Source organism: Pseudomonas poae (genome assembly GCF_001439785.1).
Taxonomy (GTDB): Bacteria; Pseudomonadota; Gammaproteobacteria; order Pseudomonadales; family Pseudomonadaceae; genus Aquipseudomonas; species Aquipseudomonas poae.
On sequence record NZ_JYLI01000004.1, the window covers coordinates 198,878 to 216,677 of the forward strand.

At 63.1% G+C, this 17,800-nt stretch carries 14 protein-coding genes; 9 read left to right on the forward strand and 5 right to left on the reverse strand.

Annotated features, from left to right (window positions below):
* Nucleotides 1-157: 157 nt before the first annotated feature.
* From TU75_RS06330 to TU75_RS06350, 5 genes are read left to right on the forward strand one after another with little or no spacing between them, the layout of a single operon-like run.
* Nucleotides 158-1,915 (forward strand): carbamoyltransferase family protein, encoded by a 1,758-nt coding sequence (locus tag TU75_RS06330; protein ID WP_003237194.1) that lies wholly within the window; start codon nucleotides 158-160, stop codon nucleotides 1,913-1,915.
* Entirely contained in the window at nucleotides 1,916-2,812 is an 897-nt protein-coding gene (locus TU75_RS06335; RefSeq protein ID WP_060548470.1) for an antimicrobial resistance protein Mig-14, read from the forward strand.
* Nucleotides 2,809-4,209, forward strand: a complete 1,401-nt coding sequence (locus tag TU75_RS06340; protein ID WP_060548471.1) for a PIG-L deacetylase family protein — start codon at nucleotides 2,809-2,811, stop codon at nucleotides 4,207-4,209. The genes TU75_RS06335 and TU75_RS06340 overlap by 4 nt, the downstream gene beginning before the upstream one ends.
* 54 nt (nucleotides 4,210-4,263) lie before the next feature.
* Entirely contained in the window at nucleotides 4,264-5,412 is a 1,149-nt protein-coding gene (locus tag TU75_RS06345) for a glycosyltransferase (protein WP_060548472.1), read from the forward strand.
* Complete coding sequence (locus tag TU75_RS06350) at nucleotides 5,409-6,293, forward strand: glycosyltransferase (RefSeq protein WP_060548473.1); 885 nt, start codon at nucleotides 5,409-5,411, stop codon at nucleotides 6,291-6,293. The genes TU75_RS06345 and TU75_RS06350 overlap by 4 nt, the downstream gene beginning before the upstream one ends.
* Here TU75_RS06350 and TU75_RS06355 read toward each other — a convergent pair.
* Complete coding sequence (locus tag TU75_RS06355; protein ID WP_060548474.1) at nucleotides 6,290-8,140, reverse strand: bifunctional O-antigen ligase/aminoglycoside phosphotransferase family protein; 1,851 nt, start codon at nucleotides 8,138-8,140, stop codon at nucleotides 6,290-6,292. The genes TU75_RS06350 and TU75_RS06355 overlap by 4 nt on opposite strands.
* 158 nt (nucleotides 8,141-8,298) lie before the next feature.
* Between TU75_RS06355 and msbA the strand changes: the two genes are divergently transcribed.
* From msbA to TU75_RS06370, 3 genes are all read left to right on the forward strand, one after another.
* Entirely contained in the window at nucleotides 8,299-10,104 is a 1,806-nt protein-coding gene (gene msbA, locus TU75_RS06360) for a lipid A export permease/ATP-binding protein MsbA (RefSeq protein WP_003237182.1), read from the forward strand.
* 127 nt (nucleotides 10,105-10,231) lie between these two features.
* The gene (gene hldE / locus TU75_RS06365) at nucleotides 10,232-11,656 is read left to right on the forward strand and encodes a bifunctional D-glycero-beta-D-manno-heptose-7-phosphate kinase/D-glycero-beta-D-manno-heptose 1-phosphate adenylyltransferase HldE (RefSeq protein WP_060548475.1); all 1,425 of its coding nucleotides are present in this window, start codon (nucleotides 10,232-10,234) and stop codon (nucleotides 11,654-11,656) included.
* Nucleotides 11,649-12,578 carry an NAD-dependent epimerase/dehydratase family protein gene (locus TU75_RS06370; protein ID WP_060548476.1) on the forward strand — a complete coding sequence of 310 codons (930 nt, stop codon included), beginning with the start codon at nucleotides 11,649-11,651 and terminating at the stop codon, nucleotides 12,576-12,578. The genes hldE and TU75_RS06370 overlap by 8 nt, the downstream gene beginning before the upstream one ends.
* A 475-nt stretch (nucleotides 12,579-13,053) precedes the next feature.
* Here TU75_RS06370 and TU75_RS06375 read toward each other — a convergent pair whose 3' ends face one another.
* Genes TU75_RS06375 through TU75_RS06390 form a run of 4 tightly spaced genes read right to left on the reverse strand, consistent with a single transcriptional unit; the run spans nucleotide 13,054 to nucleotide 16,421 of the window.
* Complete coding sequence (locus tag TU75_RS06375) at nucleotides 13,054-14,004, reverse strand: hypothetical protein (RefSeq protein ID WP_003236303.1); 951 nt, start codon at nucleotides 14,002-14,004, stop codon at nucleotides 13,054-13,056.
* Nucleotides 14,005-14,045: 41 nt separating this feature from the next.
* Nucleotides 14,046-14,858, reverse strand: a complete 813-nt coding sequence (locus TU75_RS06380; protein ID WP_060548477.1) for an aldo/keto reductase — start codon at nucleotides 14,856-14,858, stop codon at nucleotides 14,046-14,048.
* Nucleotides 14,855-16,030, reverse strand: coding sequence for an NAD(P)/FAD-dependent oxidoreductase (locus TU75_RS06385; protein WP_060548478.1), 1,176 nt, complete (start codon nucleotides 16,028-16,030; stop codon nucleotides 14,855-14,857). The genes TU75_RS06380 and TU75_RS06385 overlap by 4 nt, the downstream gene beginning before the upstream one ends.
* Nucleotides 16,031-16,085: 55 nt before the next feature.
* Nucleotides 16,086-16,421: a DMT family transporter gene (locus tag TU75_RS06390; RefSeq protein ID WP_003236297.1), complete on the reverse strand. Its 336-nt coding sequence runs from the start codon at nucleotides 16,419-16,421 to the stop codon at nucleotides 16,086-16,088.
* An 81-nt stretch (nucleotides 16,422-16,502) separates the two neighbouring features.
* Here TU75_RS06390 and waaA point away from each other — a divergent pair, with 81 nt between their 5' ends.
* Nucleotides 16,503-17,777 (forward strand): lipid IV(A) 3-deoxy-D-manno-octulosonic acid transferase, encoded by a 1,275-nt coding sequence (waaA, locus tag TU75_RS06395; protein ID WP_060548479.1) that lies wholly within the window; start codon nucleotides 16,503-16,505, stop codon nucleotides 17,775-17,777.
* Nucleotides 17,778-17,800 lie beyond the last annotated feature (23 nt).

Sequence of the window (17,800 nt, forward strand, 5' to 3'; positions counted from 1 at the left end):
TCCACACTGCCCGCTTTTGCCTTGCCGCTTGCCGCTAACAGCTCCCCACTGCTTTTAAGCTATAATCCCGCCCTTTAGCTGTTTCCTGCCCAGGCGGGAGGCACACTTTTTTCAGGCGCGATGCGCCTGCATGCAGACTAAAAGAGGCTAGACCCCTGTGGCATTGACGATTCTTGGCCTGTCCGGCGCCCTTAGCCATGATCCTTCCGCAGCCCTTTATATCGACGGCAAGCTGATCGCGGCCGCCGAAGAAGAGCGCTTCGTACGCGACAAACATGCAAAGAACCGCATGCCCTACGAATCGGCGAAGTTCTGCCTGGAACAGGCCGGTATCAAGCCTTCGGACGTTGATGTGGTGGCGATTCCGTTCGCGCCGATCAGCCTGTTCGGCGAGGCGCGCTGGCACTACGCCAAGCGTTACTGGTACGCCCCGGACCGCGCCCTCGACGCGATCCTGATGGGCAACCGTCGCTACAAGCGCTATCGCAACAAGATCGTCTGGTGCCTGGAGCAATTGGGCTTCGATCCGAAGAAAATCAAGATCGAACCGGTAGAACACCACCTGGCTCACGCCTCCAGCGCCTACCACTGCTCGGGCTTCCAGGAAAAAACCGCGATCCTGGGCATTGACGGCAAGGGCGAGTACGCCACCACGTTCTTCGGCTACGGCGAAAACGGCAAGATCCACAAGATCAAGGAATTCTACGACCCGGACTCCCTCGGCGGCCTGTACGGCGCAATCACCGAGTTCCTCGGTTTCGAGATGCTCGACGGTGAGTTCAAGGTCATGGGCATGGCGCCGTACGGCGATGCCAGCAAATACGACTTCTCGCGCCTGGCCTCTTTTGAAAACGGCGAGTTGGTGATCAACACCGACTACGCCAACGTCATCGGCCTGCGCCGCTACAAGGAGAAGGGCAAAGGCTTCTACTTCTCGCCAAAACTGATCGAGTGGCTGGGGCCCAAGCGCGAAGGCGATATCGCCGACGAGCCGTACATTCACTACGCGGCCAGCATGCAGGCGTTGTTCGAGAAGCTGGCCCTGCAGATGATCGACCACTACCTGGGCGACATTCTCAAGGACACCGGCAAGCTGGCCTTTGCCGGTGGTTGCGCGCTGAACGTCAAGCTGAACCAGAAGATCATCGCCCGTGATGACGTCAAAGAGCTGTTCGTGCAGCCGGCCTCCGGTGACGCAGGCACTGCCGTTGGCGCAGCCGCCTACGTGTCCCACGCCCGTGGCGTACCGGTGGAGAAGATGGAACACGTCTATCTCGGCCCGTCCTACAGCAACGAAGACGTAATTGCGGCGTGTGCCAAGCACGAGAGCAAGCCGGTGTGGCGCAAGATCGACAACATGCCCCAGCGTATTGCCAAGATCATGGTCGACGGCAACCCGGTGGCCTGGTTCCAGGGCCGCATGGAGTTTGGCCCGCGTGCGTTGGGCGGTCGCTCGATCATCGGTTGCCCAAGTGCTACCGGCGTGGCCGACCGCATCAACCACCAGATCAAGTTCCGCGAGCGCTGGAGGCCTTTCTGCCCCTCGATGCTCGACACCGTGGCGCCGCAGATGATCAAGGTCGATCACCCGGCGCCGTTCATGACCTTCACCTTTGAAGTCTCGGAAGAGTGGAAAACCCGCGTGCCGGAAGTAGTCCATGAAGATGGCACCTCCCGCGCCCAGGTGCTCAAGCGCGAATACAACCCGCGCTATTACGACATGATGAAAGAACTCGAAGTGCTGACCGGCAACGGCGTGTCGCTGAACACCTCGCTCAACCGCCGTGGCGAAGCGATGATCTGTTCGCCCAAGGATGCGCTGGACATGTTCTTCGGCTCCGACCTGCAGTACCTGATCATGGAAGACATCCTCGTGGTCAAGGACGGTGTGGACCCTTATGACGCCGTGGTCTAAGTGCTGAACCGCTTCCAGGGTTGGCGTGAGCGAGGCTGGGTGCCTGTCGAGGCCGAGGCTTACGCGCAGGCCTGGCAGCGATTTGGTGGCAGCGTGGCGACCCATCCACGGGTCGTCGAGCGGTTGGCCGGTCTGGCGCAGATTCCGGTGCGTTACCTGGGCTGGGAGCAGCACGGCGAACTCAAGGGCGCTATCGCCACCTGGGGTCGCGACCTGGCGCTGTCCAAGGACGTGCTCAAGCGCCATGGCAAAAAAGGCCTGTTTGACCTGGGCAATGCCGAGATCATCCTGCCGATTGCAACTGATGCACAGTTGCCGGTGCGCCATCGCGGTCGCTACCTGTCGGCCTTGAACGAAGGGCGCGTCAGCACCCTCAAGCCCCAGGCCGAGCAGTTGGCCATGGCGCGTACCCCCGAAGACCTGTCGAAGAAGTTTCGCTACAACCAGCGCCGCGAACTGCGCTTGCTGGAGGAGGCGGGCGGCAGGGTGCGGGCGGTGAATGAGTTTTCCAGCGCCGAGCTGGCGGCCATGTATTGCGACCTGTTCCAGCGCCGATGGGGCTTTGCCGCCACCGGCGCCGAGCGCCTGGCTGAAGTGCTGGAACTGCTTCAGGAGTTTCTGGTGGGCTCCGTGCTGTTTCTCAACGAGGCGCCGATTGCCGTGCAACTGGTGTACCGCGTCGAGGCGCCCGAATGGGTCAGCGTCGAGTACGTCAACGGCGGTGTCGACCCCGAAACCCGTGCGTTCAGCCCAGGCAGCGTGTTGAGTTTTCTCAACACTCAAAGCGCCTGGGAGCAGGCTCGCTCGCTCGACAAGCCGCTGCGTTTTTCTTTCGGGCGTGCCGACCGCGAATATAAAGAGCGCTGGTGCAACCCGGTGCCGGTGTTCAGCCTATGAGCCGCAAACAACAACTGCTCAAACGCCATCGGCGCAACAAACGCATCGCGTTGATGGTGGGCTTGCTGCTGTTGATCGCGGTGGGTGTGCTGGTGGCGTGGTGGCTGCCGCTGATCCTCGCAGTGCTGCTGTGGGTGGCCCACGAAGCCTGGTTTGCCGACCATCTGTTCTACTCACCCAAGGATGACTACCAATACCGCTTTGCCCCGCACAGCCGGCACGGCGAACTGCGCCTGGAGGCCGGGCGCTTGCTGTCGGACACGCCGCTGGTGCTGGCGGGCGATGAAACCCTGATCGTCCAGGTGCAGTTGCAAAGCAGCTGGCTCGCACGTTTTTTCGACCCTGCGGTTGATGTGTCGGGTGACCGCCAGGCCTTCGAGCGCGGCGTGGCCGGTACCCGTTACCTCAACCTCACCGGTGTGGCGGCGGCCCTGGCGGCGGGTGAAGTGCGCATGCGCGGGCGATTCTGTCGCATCGTCGGCCAGCCGACGCTTTGGGTATTCCGCCAGCCGGACCCGGCGCGTCAGCGCGTGATGGTGATCGCCCCCCATGCCGACGATGCCGAGCTGGCGGCGTTCGGCCTGTATGCCCAGGCCGATGAAAGCTGGATCGTGACCCTTACCGCCGGTGAAATCGAAGCCGAACATTATCAACAGATGGGCCTGCCGCAGGCCGACGCCGCGCGTCTGAAGGGGCGCCTGCGCGCCTGGGACAGCATCGCCGTGCCGCGCTGGGCGGGCGTGCCCGAGGCGCAGTGCGTGCAACTGGGTTACTTCTGCCTGCAACTGCCCGCCATGCAGGCCGCGCCGGATCAGCCCCAGGCTTCGCGCGAGGCGCAATGCGCCGATACGCGGCTGTTTCGCACGTTCAACGGGCTTGCGTTGCCCAGCGATGTGGACGGCGTGCCGACCTGGCACAATCTGATCGCCGACCTGCGCGCGCTGCTGCTCAAGGCGCGTCCCGAGGTGGTCGTGTTGCCGACGCCCGCGCTCGACCCGCACCCGGATCACATCTGCGCTCACGACGCCGTCATCGAAGCCTTGCAGGGGCTTGAGTGGCAGCCGAGCACATTGCTGGGCTACGCCAACCATTTGCACGATAACGACCGCTGGCCCATGGGCGATTCGGGCGCGGGTGTGGCGTTGCCGCCGCAGTTCGATGCCGAGCGGTTGCTGCAGCCGTATTGCCGGGTGCTCAGCCACGGCCAGCAGGTGGACAAGGCCATGGCGCTGGGCATGATGCATGACCTGCAACCGCGCGCGCCGTTCAAGCGCCGTGTCCGTCGCCTGTTGCAGCAACTGCTGGCGGGCCGTGGTCCATCGCCCTACGGCGAGAACGAGTTTTTCCGCAAGGCCGTGCGCCGTCACGAACTGCTTTGGGTGCTGAAGCAGGACTGAAATTGACTTTATCGTCGGGCGGCTTGCAGCGGCCCGATTGCCCCATGGAGTGTTATGAAGCCTCGTTTCAAGGTTTTGCAATTACAGCCGGACTACAACGTCAAACTCAACGATTTTGCCGACCTCGGTGAGCAGATCGTCAAGTCGTTGCCGCCTGAGCGTTTCGAGGTGACCTCGGCATTCCTCAGTGGGCATCCGCAGCCGGGCCATCCGTTGAGCGTGGCCGACCATTCCAAGTATTTCCAGTTTCCCGAGAAAGCGCTGAAGGGCATTCGCCTGGGCGCCATGTGGGCAATCTACAAGTATTGCCGTGAGCAGCAGTTCGACGTGGTCATCTGTAACCGCTTCAAGTCGGTGAACATGATGCTGTCGCTCAACCGCTGGTTGAAGATCCCGTTGTGCATCGGCATTTCCCATGGTTTTGGCGAGTATGAGCGCGCTTATCGCCGGCGCCAGACGCGCCGGCTGGTGAGCCCGGCGTGGCGGTTTGTCGGGGTGTCGGCGGCCGTGCGTGATTACCTGGTGGGCCTGGGCTGTGGTTTTACCCGCGAGAACACCACCTTTGTCACCAATGCCATCGACATTCCCCAGGCCGAAGCCCTGCAGTTGCCGCGCGAGCAGGCGCGCCAGGCGCTCGGGCTGGCGGCCGACGCGCTGATCATCGGTGCGTTGGGGCGCTTGGTGCCGATCAAGGGCCACACGCACCTGTTGCAGGCGTTCGCACGGCTCAAGGACAAGTACCCCCACGCGCAGCTTGGCATCATTGGCTCCGGGCGAGCGGAAGCTGACCTGCGCGCCGACATCGAGCGCCTTGGGCTGACCGGCCGCGCGCACCTGCTGGGCTTTCGCGAGGATGGTCTGCAGTACGTGCGCGCCTTCGATATCTGGACCATGCCGTCGCTGCAGGAGGGCCTCGGCCTGGCGCTGCTCGAAGGCATGAGCGGGCACCTGCCGGTGATTGCCTCCAACGTCCCGGCCATGCTGCCGCTGGTGGAAGGGGCGGGTGGCCTGTCCCACGAGCCGGGCAACGTCGAACAGCTCAGCGCGGCCCTGGACACTTACCTGGCCATGAGTGACGACCAGCTGCGCGCCAAGGGCGAGCAGGTGTTTCGCTACCTCGAAGAGCACCACGCCCTGGCAGAATTCCAGCAGAAGTACCTGGACCTCATCGACACCGGTTTGAAACAAGTAGGTAGAGCATGACAACGCAACAACCCTTGGTCTCGGTGATTATCGCGTCCTACAACCACGGCCGGTACATCGAGCAGAGCATCCTCAGCGTGCTCGGCCAGACGTACCCGAATATCGAATTGCTGGTGGTGGACGACGGCTCCAAGGATGACAGCGTCGAGCGCATCCGCCGTCTGCAGGCCGAGCATGGCTTTGACTTCCACGTGCAGCAGAACCAGGGCCTTACCGCCACCCTCAACGGGGCGATTGCGCGGGCCAAGGGCAGCCTGATCGCACCGTTCGGCTCCGACGACATCATGCTGGCGGACCGTATCGCCACTCAGGTGGCGTATATGGAAGACAAACCGAAGGTGGGTATCTGCGCCGGCAATATCGAGCTGATCGATGGCGACGGCAACCTGCACCCGGAGAAAAAACAGCGCCGCGACGTACCGTTTCGCAGCCTGGATTTCGATGACATGTTCATGGACCGCAAGCCGTTCCCGCCGGCGCCGACCATGCTGATTCGTCGGCACGTGCTGGAGGAGGTCGGTGGCTTCGATCCGCTGATCCCCCTGGAAGACCTGCTGATCCAGCTGAAAGTCACCGCAGCGGGCTACACCATCGACGCCCTTGGGGTGGTGATGGCGCAGTACCGCCAGCATGCGAGCAACACCTACAAGAACCACCGCTACATGATCCAGAACATTCTCAAGACCTACGCCCACTTCAGCCACCACCCGGCCTATGACGCGGTGCGCTACAACTTCCTGAACTCGATGTTCCTCAAGACCGCCGACCGCGACCGACCACTGGCGCGGGAAATTCTCAAGCAGATCCCGTTGAAGTTCTGGGGCCGCAAGACCTTGCGTGGCCTGGTGCGGCTTTACCTGACGCCGGTGCGCGCCGCCTAGGCGCCGGGCGTGGCCAGCACGTGCGCGCGGATCTTCGCCGTGGCGCCGGCGCTGGCAACGGTCGCGTAACCTTTGGTCAACTGTTCGAAGTGGGTGTCGAACAGCCAGTTGCGATCCTGCGGGTAGCGCTGCATATGACGCAGGTTGCGCTGGCGCAGGGCGTTGCGCAGGGGTGACGGGAAGAGGCGCAAGTCGGCGATGTCGATCAGGCCGAACTCACCGTCGTCCATCAGCAGAACGTTACCCAAGTGCAGCGAGCGGAAGTACACGCCGCGCTCATGCAGCTGCGCCATGAATTGGCCAAAGCGCTCGATCAGCGACTCGCGCAGGCTGCTGTCCAGGCTTTGCAGGGCCTGGCGCAGGGTCAGGCCGGGCAGTGGCGAATAGGTGACGGCGCTGCTGCCATCGGCGAGGGCGTAGATCGCAAGTATCTGCGGCGTGGGAATGCCCAGGCTGCGCAGCTGTTCAGCGTTGCTGGCGAACCGCTCGGAGTAGGGATTGAAGCTGCCCGAGGTGTACCAGCGACGGGCGCGGAACACCTTGAGGAAGCGTCCATCGACCAGGCGCAGGACCTTCGGGCCCAGGCCATCGGCTTCGATCACCTGGGCATCGCTGCACAGCTGTTCAAAAGCGGCGGGCTTGAGGCTTTGCACGGGCAGGCGCAGCAGGCTGTGACGACGCTGGGCAATGCTCAAACCGGCGATCAGCGCCAGCGGAATCCACAACAGGAACCAGTGCTCCTTGGGCCGCGACAGGATGCCGCCGCCTTCGGTCAGGCCGGCGCCGATGCCGTAGGCGAGCAGGGAGGAAGCGAGGATGAACAGCGGTTGCGCACGCTCCTTGAAGCTTTTGTACAGGCCCCAGCCAAGCATGAATAGCCACGGGATGAAGCCAATGATGCCGACGTAATACAGCACGCCAAGGGCGAAGCTGTGGGGCTCGCGCAGTACGTAGCCGTCGGCCAGGGTCAGGTACAACTCCGAATCATAGCTGTGGCCGATCCACGGGTGGTCTGCAATCCGCTCCAGCGACATGCTCCACAGTTCGAAGCGAAATGAGCTGCCGCGTTGGGTGATCAGTTCCGGGTACATCAGCAGCAGACTGGCGGCGCTCACCACAAGGGCCGCGATCAACACGGCCGAGCGACGGTTGCGGCTGACAAAACTCATCCACAGGATGGCCAGGGTCATGGCAACCAGAGGTGTACGCGAACCGGTCGCCAGCACCGCCGCAGTCATCACCGCCAGGGCCGGCACGCTGAACCACAGCACATGCAGGCGCCGGGTGGTCATGCACACGTACAGCCAATACACGCAGAAAAAGCCGAAGATGTGGGAGCTGAGCAGCGGGTTATCCAGGGCGCCACGGCCGCCGATCATGCGCATGCCCGGTTGAAAGCCTTTGACGAACGCCACCAGGTTGAACACGCACACCACCATCGCGATCACGGCGGCGGCAAAGAAGATGGGCTTGAACAGGTCGTTGCGATAATGCAGCAGCAGCCCGCAGCCACCGAACAGCATGAAGGTGTTCAGCGGGCGTTTGAACAGGTCGGTATCGATGCTGGGCTCGGGACTCCACAGCAGGCTGGTCAGGGCCCAGGCGGCAAACACCAGAAACGCGATCGCCAGCGGTTCGCGCAGCAGTTCGCGTAACTCCCGGGGGCGCTGGAACAGCATGACCAGGCTGGGCACGGCGAACAGGATGTAGACGATTCGATGCAGCACATTACGATTGGAGACAAAGAACAGCGCACTCAGTAGCAGCAATAAGCCAATGGGCAAAATCCACATGACCAGAAAGTCGAAAACGCGATTTGAACCATAGTTGAGACGCTTGGAGTGCATACGCAAAAGCCATTCCAGAGAAAGAAAGCCGACCATCGTAAAGCAGGCGTTATCGGATGTCGTCGGCAGCAAGCGCGGGGCGCGCGGGTCATGCCGGGTGCAAGTACAACAGAGAAGCTGTGCTAAAGTCAGCCTCCTTTTTCAAAACGCCGCGTGTTATGACCGATTCCAGTCCGAGCGCAAGCCCTTCGAGCTTGAAAATATACTTCCGTCTACTCAGCTACGTCAGGCCCTACGCGGGACTGTTTGCACTGAGTATTCTCGGATTTCTGATTTTCGCGTCGACCCAGCCGATGCTGGGGTACATCCTCAAGTACTTCGTCGACGGCCTGTCCAACCCCGAAGCGGTGCTGTTCCCCAGCGTACCGTTCCTGCGCGACCTGCAGTTGCTGCAGGCCGTGCCGCTGCTGATCATCCTGATCGCGGCGTGGCAGGGCCTGGGTTCGTTCCTGGGCAACTACCTGCTGGCCAAGGTGTCCCTGGGCCTGGTCCATGACCTGCGGGTACAGCTGTTCAACAACCTGCTGACCCTGCCCAACCGTTATTTCGACAATCACAACTCAGGGCACCTGATTTCCCGCATCACCTTCAACGTGACCATGGTCACGGGGGCTGCCACCGATGCGATCAAGGTGGTGATCCGCGAAGGCATGACGGTGATTTTCCTGTTTGCCTCGCTGCTCTACATGAACTGGCGCCTGACGCTGGTGATGATCGCCATCCTGCCGCTGATCGCGGTGATGGTGAGCACGGCCAGCAAGAAATTTCGCAAGCAGAGCAAGAAGATCCAGGTGGCCATGGGCGACGTCACCCACGTGGCCTCGGAAACCATCCAGGGCTACCGTGTGGTGCGCAGCTTCGGCGGCGAAGTCTACGAGGAGAAGCGCTTCCTCAAGGCCAGCCAGAGCAACACCGACAAGCAGTTGCGCATGACCCGCACCGGCGCCATCTACACCCCGGCCCTGCAACTGGTGATCTACACCGCCATGGCCGTGTTGATGTTCCTCGTGCTGTACCTGCGTGGTGATGCATCGGCGGGCGACATGGTGGCCTACATCACCCTGGCCGGCCTGTTGCCCAAGCCGATTCGCCAACTGTCGGAAGTCAGCTCCACCATCCAGAAGGGTGTGGCAGGCGCCGAGAGCATTTTCGAACAGCTGGACGAAGACGTCGAAATCGACCAAGGCTCCATTGAGCGTGACAAGGTCAGCGGTCGTCTGGAAGTGCGCAACCTGAACTTCACCTACCCCGGCACCGAACGCCATGTGCTCAAGGACATCAGCTTTACCGCCGAGCCTGGGCAGATGATTGCCCTGGTCGGTCGTTCGGGCAGTGGCAAATCCACATTGGCCAGCCTGATCCCGCGTTTCTATCACCACGAAAGCGGCGAGATCCTGCTCGACGGCGTGGAGATCGAAGACTACAAGCTGCTCAACCTGCGCAAGCACATCGCGCAGGTCACCCAGCATGTGACCCTGTTCAGCGACACCGTGACCAACAACATTGCCTATGGCGACCTGGCCGGCGCGCCACGGGCAGATGTCGAGGCAGCCGCTGCGGATGCCAATGCCAAGGACTTCATCGACCAGTTACCCAAGGGCTTCGACACCCAGGTCGGTGAAAACGGCGTGCTGCTGTCCGGTGGCCAACGCCAGCGCCTGGCGATTGCCCGGGCGCTGCTGAAAAATTCGCCGCTGCTGATTCTCGATGAGGCCACCTCGGCCCTCGACACCGAGTCCGAGCGCCATATTCAGGCGGCGCTGGACAAGGTCATGCAAGGCCGCACCACCCTGGTGATCGCGCACCGCCTGTCCACCATCGAGAAGGCCGATCTGATCCTGGTGATGGACGACGGCCGCATTGTCGAGCGTGGCACTCACGGCGAGCTGCTCGTGCAGAACGGCTACTATGCCCGCCTGCATGCCATGGGCCTGGATGCGCCAGTGTCGGCCGACATCACCTGATTCGACGGGGGCATACAGGGCTACTGTGTAAGGCGTGTTTTGCTTGCGGGTGAATTCACTGCCGCACAAGCAGCCTGTAACCCTGTGCTAATATCGCGCCCCTGTTCATTTTGTAGTGGGTTGCTCCATGAAGTTGTCCATGCCGCGATTCGATCAAGCCCCTGTCTTGGTGGTCGGCGATGTCATGCTCGACCGTTACTGGCATGGCGGAACCTCACGGATTTCCCCTGAGGCGCCGGTGCCGGTGGTCAAGGTCGAGCAAATCGAAGACCGTCCGGGCGGCGCTGCCAACGTTGCCCTCAATATTGCCGCCCTCGGCGCCCCGGCCTCCCTTGTAGGCGTGACCGGCGACGACGAAGCCGCCGACAGCCTGGCCAACAGCCTGCGCGGTGCCGGGGTGCGTGCGCTGTTCCAGCGCATTGCCCATCAGCCGACCACCGTCAAACTGCGCGTGATGAGCCGTCATCAGCAATTGCTGCGTATCGATTTCGAAGAACCCTTCGCCACCGACGCCCTGGCCCTTAGCGGTCAGGTCGAGGCGCTGCTCGAGGGTATCAAGGTGCTGGTGCTCTCCGACTACGGCAAAGGCGCGTTGCAGAACCACCAGATGCTGATACAGGCCGCCAAGGCCAGGGGCATCCCGGTATTGGCCGATCCCAAGGGCAAGGACTTCTCGATCTATCGGGGGGCCAGCCTGATCACGCCGAACCTGAGCGAGTTCGAAGCCATTGTTGGCGGATGCGTCGATGAACACGACCTGGTGACCAAGGGCGCGGCGCTGATGGCCGACCTCGACCTGGGGGCCTTGCTGGTGACTCGTGGCGAGCACGGCATGACCCTGCTGCGCCCCCACCATCCGGCCATGCACTTGCCCGCGCGAGCCCGTGAAGTGTTCGACGTCACCGGCGCAGGCGACACGGTGATTTCCACCCTGGCGGCGTCCATTGCCGCCGGCGAAGAATTGCCCCACGCGGTGGCCCTGGCCAACCTGGCGGCCGGCATCGTGGTCGGTAAACTGGGTACGGCGGCGATCAGCGCACCTGAGCTGCGCCGCGCCATCCAGCGCTCCGAAGGCTCCGAGCGTGGCGTGCTGACCATCGAGCAATTGCTGCTGGCCATCGATGACGCGCGCGCGCACAACGAAAGCATCGTGTTCACCAACGGCTGTTTCGACATCCTGCACGCCGGTCACGTGACCTACCTTGAGCAGGCGCGCGCCCAGGGCGACCGTCTGATTGTTGCGGTGAACGACGATGCCTCTGTCAGCCGTCTCAAAGGCCCGGGCCGGCCGATCAATAGCGTCGACCGGCGCATGGCCGTGCTGGCCGGCCTGGGTGCGGTGGACTGGGTGATCAGCTTCTCGGAAGGCACCCCGGAAAACCTGTTGGCCCAGGTCAAGCCGGATGTGCTGGTCAAGGGCGGCGACTATTCGGTCGATCAGGTCGTGGGTGCCGATATCGTCAGTGCCTATGGCGGCAAGGTTAAAGTGCTGGGCCTGGTCGAGAACAGCTCGACCACCGCCATCGTCGAGAAGATCCGCAGCCATGAGTGACGCTTGCGTATTGATTACCGGCGGCGCGGGTTTTATCGGCTCGCACCTGGTCGATGCGTTGCTCGCCAAGGGCTACGCGGTGCGGGTGCTGGATAATCTGTCCACCGGCAAACGCAGCAACCTGCCGCTGGACAACCCACGGTTGCAACTGCTGGAAGGCGATGTGGCCGACGCCGAGCAGGTCGCCCAGGCCGCCGTTGGCGTAAGCGCTGTGGTGCACTTGGCCGCAGTGGCCTCGGTGCAGGCTTCGGTGGACGACCCGGTGGGCACGCACCAGAGCAATTTTGTCGGCACGCTGAATGTCTGCGAAGCCATGCGCAAGGCCGGGGTGAAGCGCGTGGTGTTTGCCTCCAGCGCGGCGGTGTACGGCAACAACGGCGAGGGTGCTTCGATTGACGAAGAGACCACCAAGGCGCCGCTGACGCCCTATGCCTCGGACAAGCTGGCCGGTGAACATTACTTTGACTTCTACCGCCGCCAGCATGGCCTGGAGCCGGTGATCTTCCGCTTCTTCAACGTGTTCGGGCCGCGCCAGGATCCGTCATCGCCGTACTCCGGGGTGATCAGTATCTTCAGCGAACGCGCGCAAACGGGCGCGCCGATTGCCGTGTTTGGCGATGGCGAGCAAACCCGTGATTTCATGTACGTGGAAGACCTGGTGGAGGTGCTGGTGCAGGCCATCGAAGCGCCGCAAGCGCCGTTGGGTGCGATAAACGTGGGATGGAACCGCACCACCACGCTCAAGCAGGTGTTGCAGGCGCTTGAGCAGGTGGTGGGCACGTTGCCGACAGTCACCTATGGCCCCGCGCGCTCCGGGGACATTCGCCATTCGCGAGCGAATAACCAGCGGTTGCTGACCAGCTTCAAACTGCCCGAACCGACCCCGCTCAAGGTGGGCCTGGAGCGCTTGCTCAACGCCTGACCGCAATCCCTGTGGCCAGCGGGCTTGTTGTGGCGAGCGGGCTTGCCCCGCGTTGGGGGGGCGAAGCGCCCCCCAATCCAGCAAAACGTGGTGTACCTGATACGGCTCGGCGCCTGGTTGTGGGGCTGCTGCGAAGCCCAACGCAGGACAAGCCTGCTCGCCACAGCGTGATGCTCAAAGCAACGAGCGGTGCGACTTTTCATTGCCCCAACACTCGGCACCTCGCTCAGGCTCGGCCAGCGTGTTTGACGGGGCGCCTCAGATCAAAAGCAAAAGCGCGGCGGCCTTAGAGCCGACCGGTATGGGTGAGTGTGAACGCGATCAAATGTGGGAGCGGGCTTGCCCGCGAAGGCGTCGGCCCAGCAACCATTGAGGTCGACTGACCCACCGCTTCCGCGGGCAAGTCGCACCGCCACAGAGGCTTCAGTTTGCTGGGCGAGTGCGCCAAGTCGGAGAACTGGCGGGGGCTCTCACCTTATTTTTTCTTTGGCACCATCTTGCGCAGCACTCGTTTGGCCAAGCGCTTGAGTTTGGATTCCTTTTCCGGCTCTGCCAGACCTTGCTGGCGCAGCCAGTCCTTCCAGCGAATCCGCTCGTCGCGTACCAGCCAGCCGTCCTGTTGGGCGAAGCTTTCCGCCAGGTACAGGCCCCGAGTGCTGGCCGGGGACAACTGGTCTTTTTTCAAGGTGTAGAGCTCGGCCAACGGCTGGCCGTCCTTGAGCGGCATCAGGTACAGGTCCGGGCGTTGACGGTCCAGGCGCGCGACCAGTTGATCGCCTTCCAGGCGCTCGTCCACATGGAACAGGCTCAGGGACTTGGCCTCCTTGGGCACTTCCAGGCGCAGGTCGTAGATCAATTGCAGCGAGGCCGTGGGCAAGTGCACATAGGCCCGTGGGCGCTCGATCAGCTGCATGGTCGCGCAGCGCACCGGGCGGGCCGCGCCGGAAAGCGGGCTCAAGCGGAACGGTAGCGCTTCGCGATAGTGCAGGGCGGCGGAGTAGGGCGCCGGCAGCCAGGTGTCGTTGAAGCGTCCGCCGAGCCAGCCCTCCGGTGTTTCCAGCAGGCATTCCTCGGCGATTTCCTGGATGGCGGTGTGCAGCGGCAGATTCAGCTCATGGGCGGGCACGTAACCTGAGATGAGCTTGAGTACCACATCGCCACGGTCCTGGCGCCGCTGGCGCACCAGCACCCAATAGTCCCTGTTTTGCCAGTGCAGCGTCAGGCGCACCGACACGCCCAGGTTGGCCAGCTCCAGAGCGAAGCGCTCGGGGTCGGCCACCTCTACCGGCTTGCGCCGTTGCAGGGTCTGCGCAAAGTTGAGCGGCATGCCGACGCTCTGGTAGCTCAGGCCTTCGGGGCTGGCTTCGACGTGCAGCGGCAGGGTCTTGAAATTACTCGGATTCTTTCTTATGAGCGTTCGCGGCATGTCGGCTCCTTCTTGCGACAGGGTCGGCCGCGTCGGCGGCATCAGAGTTGACGAATGACCTGGGCAGCGGTCGCCACGTTATGGGCCAGGTGCAGCGGATTAATGGTCCCGACAATAGCACTGGCGACGCCCGTTTGCGCAAACAACAACATGAAACTGGCACGAATTGGATCCATTCCAGGCGCAAGGCACGCATGCCCGCTGGCCAGGGCTTTTTTCACCAGAATGCCCTTGCCGTGGGCCGCTGCATAATCAATGACGGCTTTCTCGGATTGTTCGTTCAGGTTGTAAGTGACCATCGCGCAATCCCCCTGTTCCAGGGACTTGATGCCCCCTTCGACGGTTTTGCCGGAGAAACCGAAACCGCGAATCTTGCCCTCTTTTTTCAGCGCGGCCAGGGTCTCATACACTTCGCCGTCGTTGAGGATGTGCAGGTCATTGCCGTCAGAATGCACCAGCACCAGGTCGATAAAATCCGTTTCAAGGCGTTTCAGGCTGCGTTCGATGGACAGGCGTGTGTGGGCGGCGCTGAAGTCGTGGCGGGATGCGCCGTTCTCGAACTCTTCGCCGACCTTGCTCACGATCACCCAGTCCTTGCGCTGATCACGCAGCAATGGCCCCAGGCGCTCCTCGCTCAAGCCATAGGCCGGCGCAGTGTCGATCAGGTTGATGCCCAGCTGGCGGGCCTGGCGCAACAACATGCGCGCCTCTTCGTCATTGGGAATCTGGAAGCCGTGGGGGTACTTCACGCCCTGGTCGCGGCCGAGTTTGACGGTGCCCAGGCCCAGTGGCGAGACCAGCAGGCCGGTGCTGCCGAGGGGGCGGTGCAGGTCGTGCAGGGTTGGCAGGCTCATGGCAACAGTTGCTCCCAGGCGGGTACGCCGATGGCAGGTTTTGGCAGGGCGGGCAGCGGCTCGCCGGCGGTGGGGCGGATGCCGTCACGTTCGAGGCTGTTGATGACGCGATCAGCGAAGTCAGGCGCCAGCGCCAGTTTGGTCGGCCAGCCCACCAGCAGGCGCCCCTCTTCGGCGAGGAAGGCGTTGTCGGGGCGCACCAGGCCGGACTGCAGTGGCTCGGCACGGTCGACGCGCAGGGTGGCCCACCGGGTCTGGCTCATGTCGATCCACGGCAGCAGTTGCGAAAGCTCTTTTTGCGCCGTGGCGATCTGTTCCTGTGGGGTGCGTGTCACGCCGTCGGCCTCGGCGATATCGCCGCCCATGTACCACACCCAATTGCCGTCGGCGGCCGGGTGGGTGGTGATGGTGATGCGCGGCTTGGTGCCGCCGCCCAGGCAGTGGGCGTACAACGGTTTAAGGCCAGGGCCTTTGGCGATGATCATGTGCAGCGGGCGTTTTTGCATGGCCGGTGCGCTCAGGCCCAGGGCCTTGAGCAGCTCGGCGGTGCCGCCGCCAGCGCTCAGCACGATGCGCTGGGCGCGGATGTGGCGGCCATCCACCGTCAGGCCCACCAGCGCATTGCCTTCCAGCAGCGGCTCAACGCGTTGCCCGGCAAGCAGACCGTCACCGGCCAGTTGCGCCAGGCGTTCGATCAGGCTGGGCACGTCGACGACCAGTTCCGCCAGGCGATAGACCTTGCCCTTGAAGCGGCGGTCCTGCAGGGCCGGTGGCAACGCGTCGCCCTTGACCTGATCGACCCGGCCGCGCACGGCCTTGCTGGCGAAAAAGCTGGTGAGGTTACCGGCCAGGGTGCCGGGGGACCACAGGTAGTGAGCCTCGGACAGCAGGCGCACGCCTGACAAATCCAGCTCGCCGCTGCCGGCCAGGGCTTCGCGCCAGCGGCGCGGCATGTCGGCAATTGCCTCGGAGGCGCCGGTCAGCGCGCCGTGCAGTGCGTATTTCGCACCCCCATGAATGATCCCCTGGGATTTCACACTCTGCCCGCCGCCCAGGGTGGCGCTTTCCACCACCACCGTGGAAAAGCCCTGGCGGCGCAGACGCGCATTCAGCCAGAGGCCGGCAACCCCGGCGCCGACAATCAGGACGTCGGTGGAAATATCGGATGGCATGGGCGACCTCAGTGTTCAAGACAAGGGGCGCAGTATACAGGCTGTTGCGTGGCGGTCAGTGCCCGGCGGTTTTCGAGAACAGCTGGATCACCACCACGCCCAGCACAATCAAGCCCATCCCCAGCATCGCCGGCACATCGAGCTTCTGCCCGTAGATAAACAACGCGGCGATGCTCACCATCACAATGCCCATTCCGGCCCACACGGCATACGCCACGCCCACCGGCACCGTGCGCACCACCAGGGTGAGCATCCAGAACGCCACGCCATACCCCACGATCACCAGCAGCAGCGGGATCGGCGTACTCCAGCCCTTGATAGCTTTCATGGACACGGTGGCGATCACTTCCGAGCAGATGGCGATAGCCAGGTAGTAATAGGCGGGATTCATGGGGCAGTCCTCGGCGTGCGGCGTTATCAGGATGGGCATTCTATAGGCTGACTATTGAAAAAGCCGATAAACTCCGCCGCCATGAATAGAACTCTCTACAGCTGTCTGTTTTACCTGGCGCTGCCGTTGGTGGCTTTACGTCTGTGGCGGCGTGCACGCAAGGCACCGGCCTATGCACAGCGCGTGGGCGAGCGGTTTTCCCTCGGCTTGCCGGCGATGCAGCCCGGCGGGATCTGGGTGCATGCCGTGTCGGTGGGCGAAAGCATTGCCGCAGCGCCCATGGTTCGCGGGCTGCTGGAGCGTTATCCGCAGTTGCCGATCACAGTCACCTGCATGACGCCGACCGGTTCCGAGCGTATCCAGGCGCTGTTTGCCAATGAGCCGCGCATCCAGCATTGCTACCTGCCCTATGACGTGCCGTGCGCGGCAAAGCGCTTTCTTGATCGCGTGCAGCCCAGGCTCGCTGTCATCATGGAAACCGAATTGTGGCCCAACCATATCCACGCCTGCGCCCGGCGCGGCATTCCGGTGGCGTTGGCCAATGCGCGACTGTCGGCGCGCTCGGCCAGGGGCTACGCCCGGTTTGCCAGACTCACCGCGCCGATGCTGGCCGAGATGAGCCTGTTGGCCGTGCAGACGCACACCGAAGCCGAACGCTTCCGACGCCTGGGCGCGCGAGCGAATACGGTGCAGGTCACCGGCTCGATCAAGTTCGACCTGAGCATCGACCCGCAATTGCCGGCACGCGCTGCGGCCCTGCGTGAACAATGGGGCGCCACGCAGCGCCCGGTATGGATCGCCGCCAGCACCCACGAAGGCGAGGATGCGGTGGTACTCGCGGCTCATCGTCAGTTGCTCGAGAGCTATCCCAATGCGCTGCTGATTCTGGTGCCGCGCCATCAGGAACGCTTCGGCCCGATGTTCGAGCTGTGCGAGCAGCAGGGTTTTGCCACGGTGCGCCGGTCCAGCGACGAGCCCGTCACGGCGCAAACCGCCGTGTTGCTCGGCGATACCATGGGCGAGCTGCTGTTTCTCTATGCATTGGCCGACAGCGCTTTTGTCGGCGGCAGCCTGGTAGCGACCGGCGGGCATAATCCGCTTGAACCGGCGGCGTTGGGGTTGCCGGTGATCATGGGACCGCACCTGTTCAACTTTCTGGAGATCAGCGCGATGATGCGCGAGGCCGGGGCGTTGCGTGAGGTGGATGATGCAGAGGGGTTGGCCGAGGCTGTGCGGCAGTTGTTCGAGTTGCCGCAGGATGCCCGCCGCATGGCGCAGGCGGGGCTCAAGGTGATGCAGGCCAACCAGGGCGCGTTGCAGCGTTTGCTGGATGGCCTTGGCCGGCTGATCAACTGACACAGCACCGATAAAACTGTGGG

Bases quoted from the DNA above. Each gene is read 5' to 3' on its own strand.
- hldE (WP_060548475.1), top strand. From the start codon at position 10,232: ATGAAGTTGTCCATGCCGCGATTCGATCAAGCCCCTGTCTTGGTGGTC.
- TU75_RS06375 (WP_003236303.1), bottom strand. From the start codon at position 14,004: ATGCCGCGAACGCTCATAAGAAAGAATCCGAGTAATTTCAAGACCCTG.
- TU75_RS06370 (WP_060548476.1), top strand. From the start codon at position 11,649: ATGAGTGACGCTTGCGTATTGATTACCGGCGGCGCGGGTTTTATCGGC.
- waaA (WP_060548479.1), top strand. From the start codon at position 16,503: ATGAATAGAACTCTCTACAGCTGTCTGTTTTACCTGGCGCTGCCGTTG.
- TU75_RS06340 (WP_060548471.1), top strand. From the start codon at position 2,809: ATGAGCCGCAAACAACAACTGCTCAAACGCCATCGGCGCAACAAACGC.
- msbA (WP_003237182.1), top strand. From the start codon at position 8,299: ATGACCGATTCCAGTCCGAGCGCAAGCCCTTCGAGCTTGAAAATATAC.
- TU75_RS06355 (WP_060548474.1), bottom strand. From the start codon at position 8,140: ATGCACTCCAAGCGTCTCAACTATGGTTCAAATCGCGTTTTCGACTTT.
- TU75_RS06350 (WP_060548473.1), top strand. From the start codon at position 5,409: ATGACAACGCAACAACCCTTGGTCTCGGTGATTATCGCGTCCTACAAC.
- TU75_RS06390 (WP_003236297.1), bottom strand. From the start codon at position 16,421: ATGAATCCCGCCTATTACTACCTGGCTATCGCCATCTGCTCGGAAGTG.
- TU75_RS06380 (WP_060548477.1), bottom strand. From the start codon at position 14,858: ATGAGCCTGCCAACCCTGCACGACCTGCACCGCCCCCTCGGCAGCACC.
- TU75_RS06385 (WP_060548478.1), bottom strand. From the start codon at position 16,030: ATGCCATCCGATATTTCCACCGACGTCCTGATTGTCGGCGCCGGGGTT.
- TU75_RS06345 (WP_060548472.1), top strand. From the start codon at position 4,264: ATGAAGCCTCGTTTCAAGGTTTTGCAATTACAGCCGGACTACAACGTC.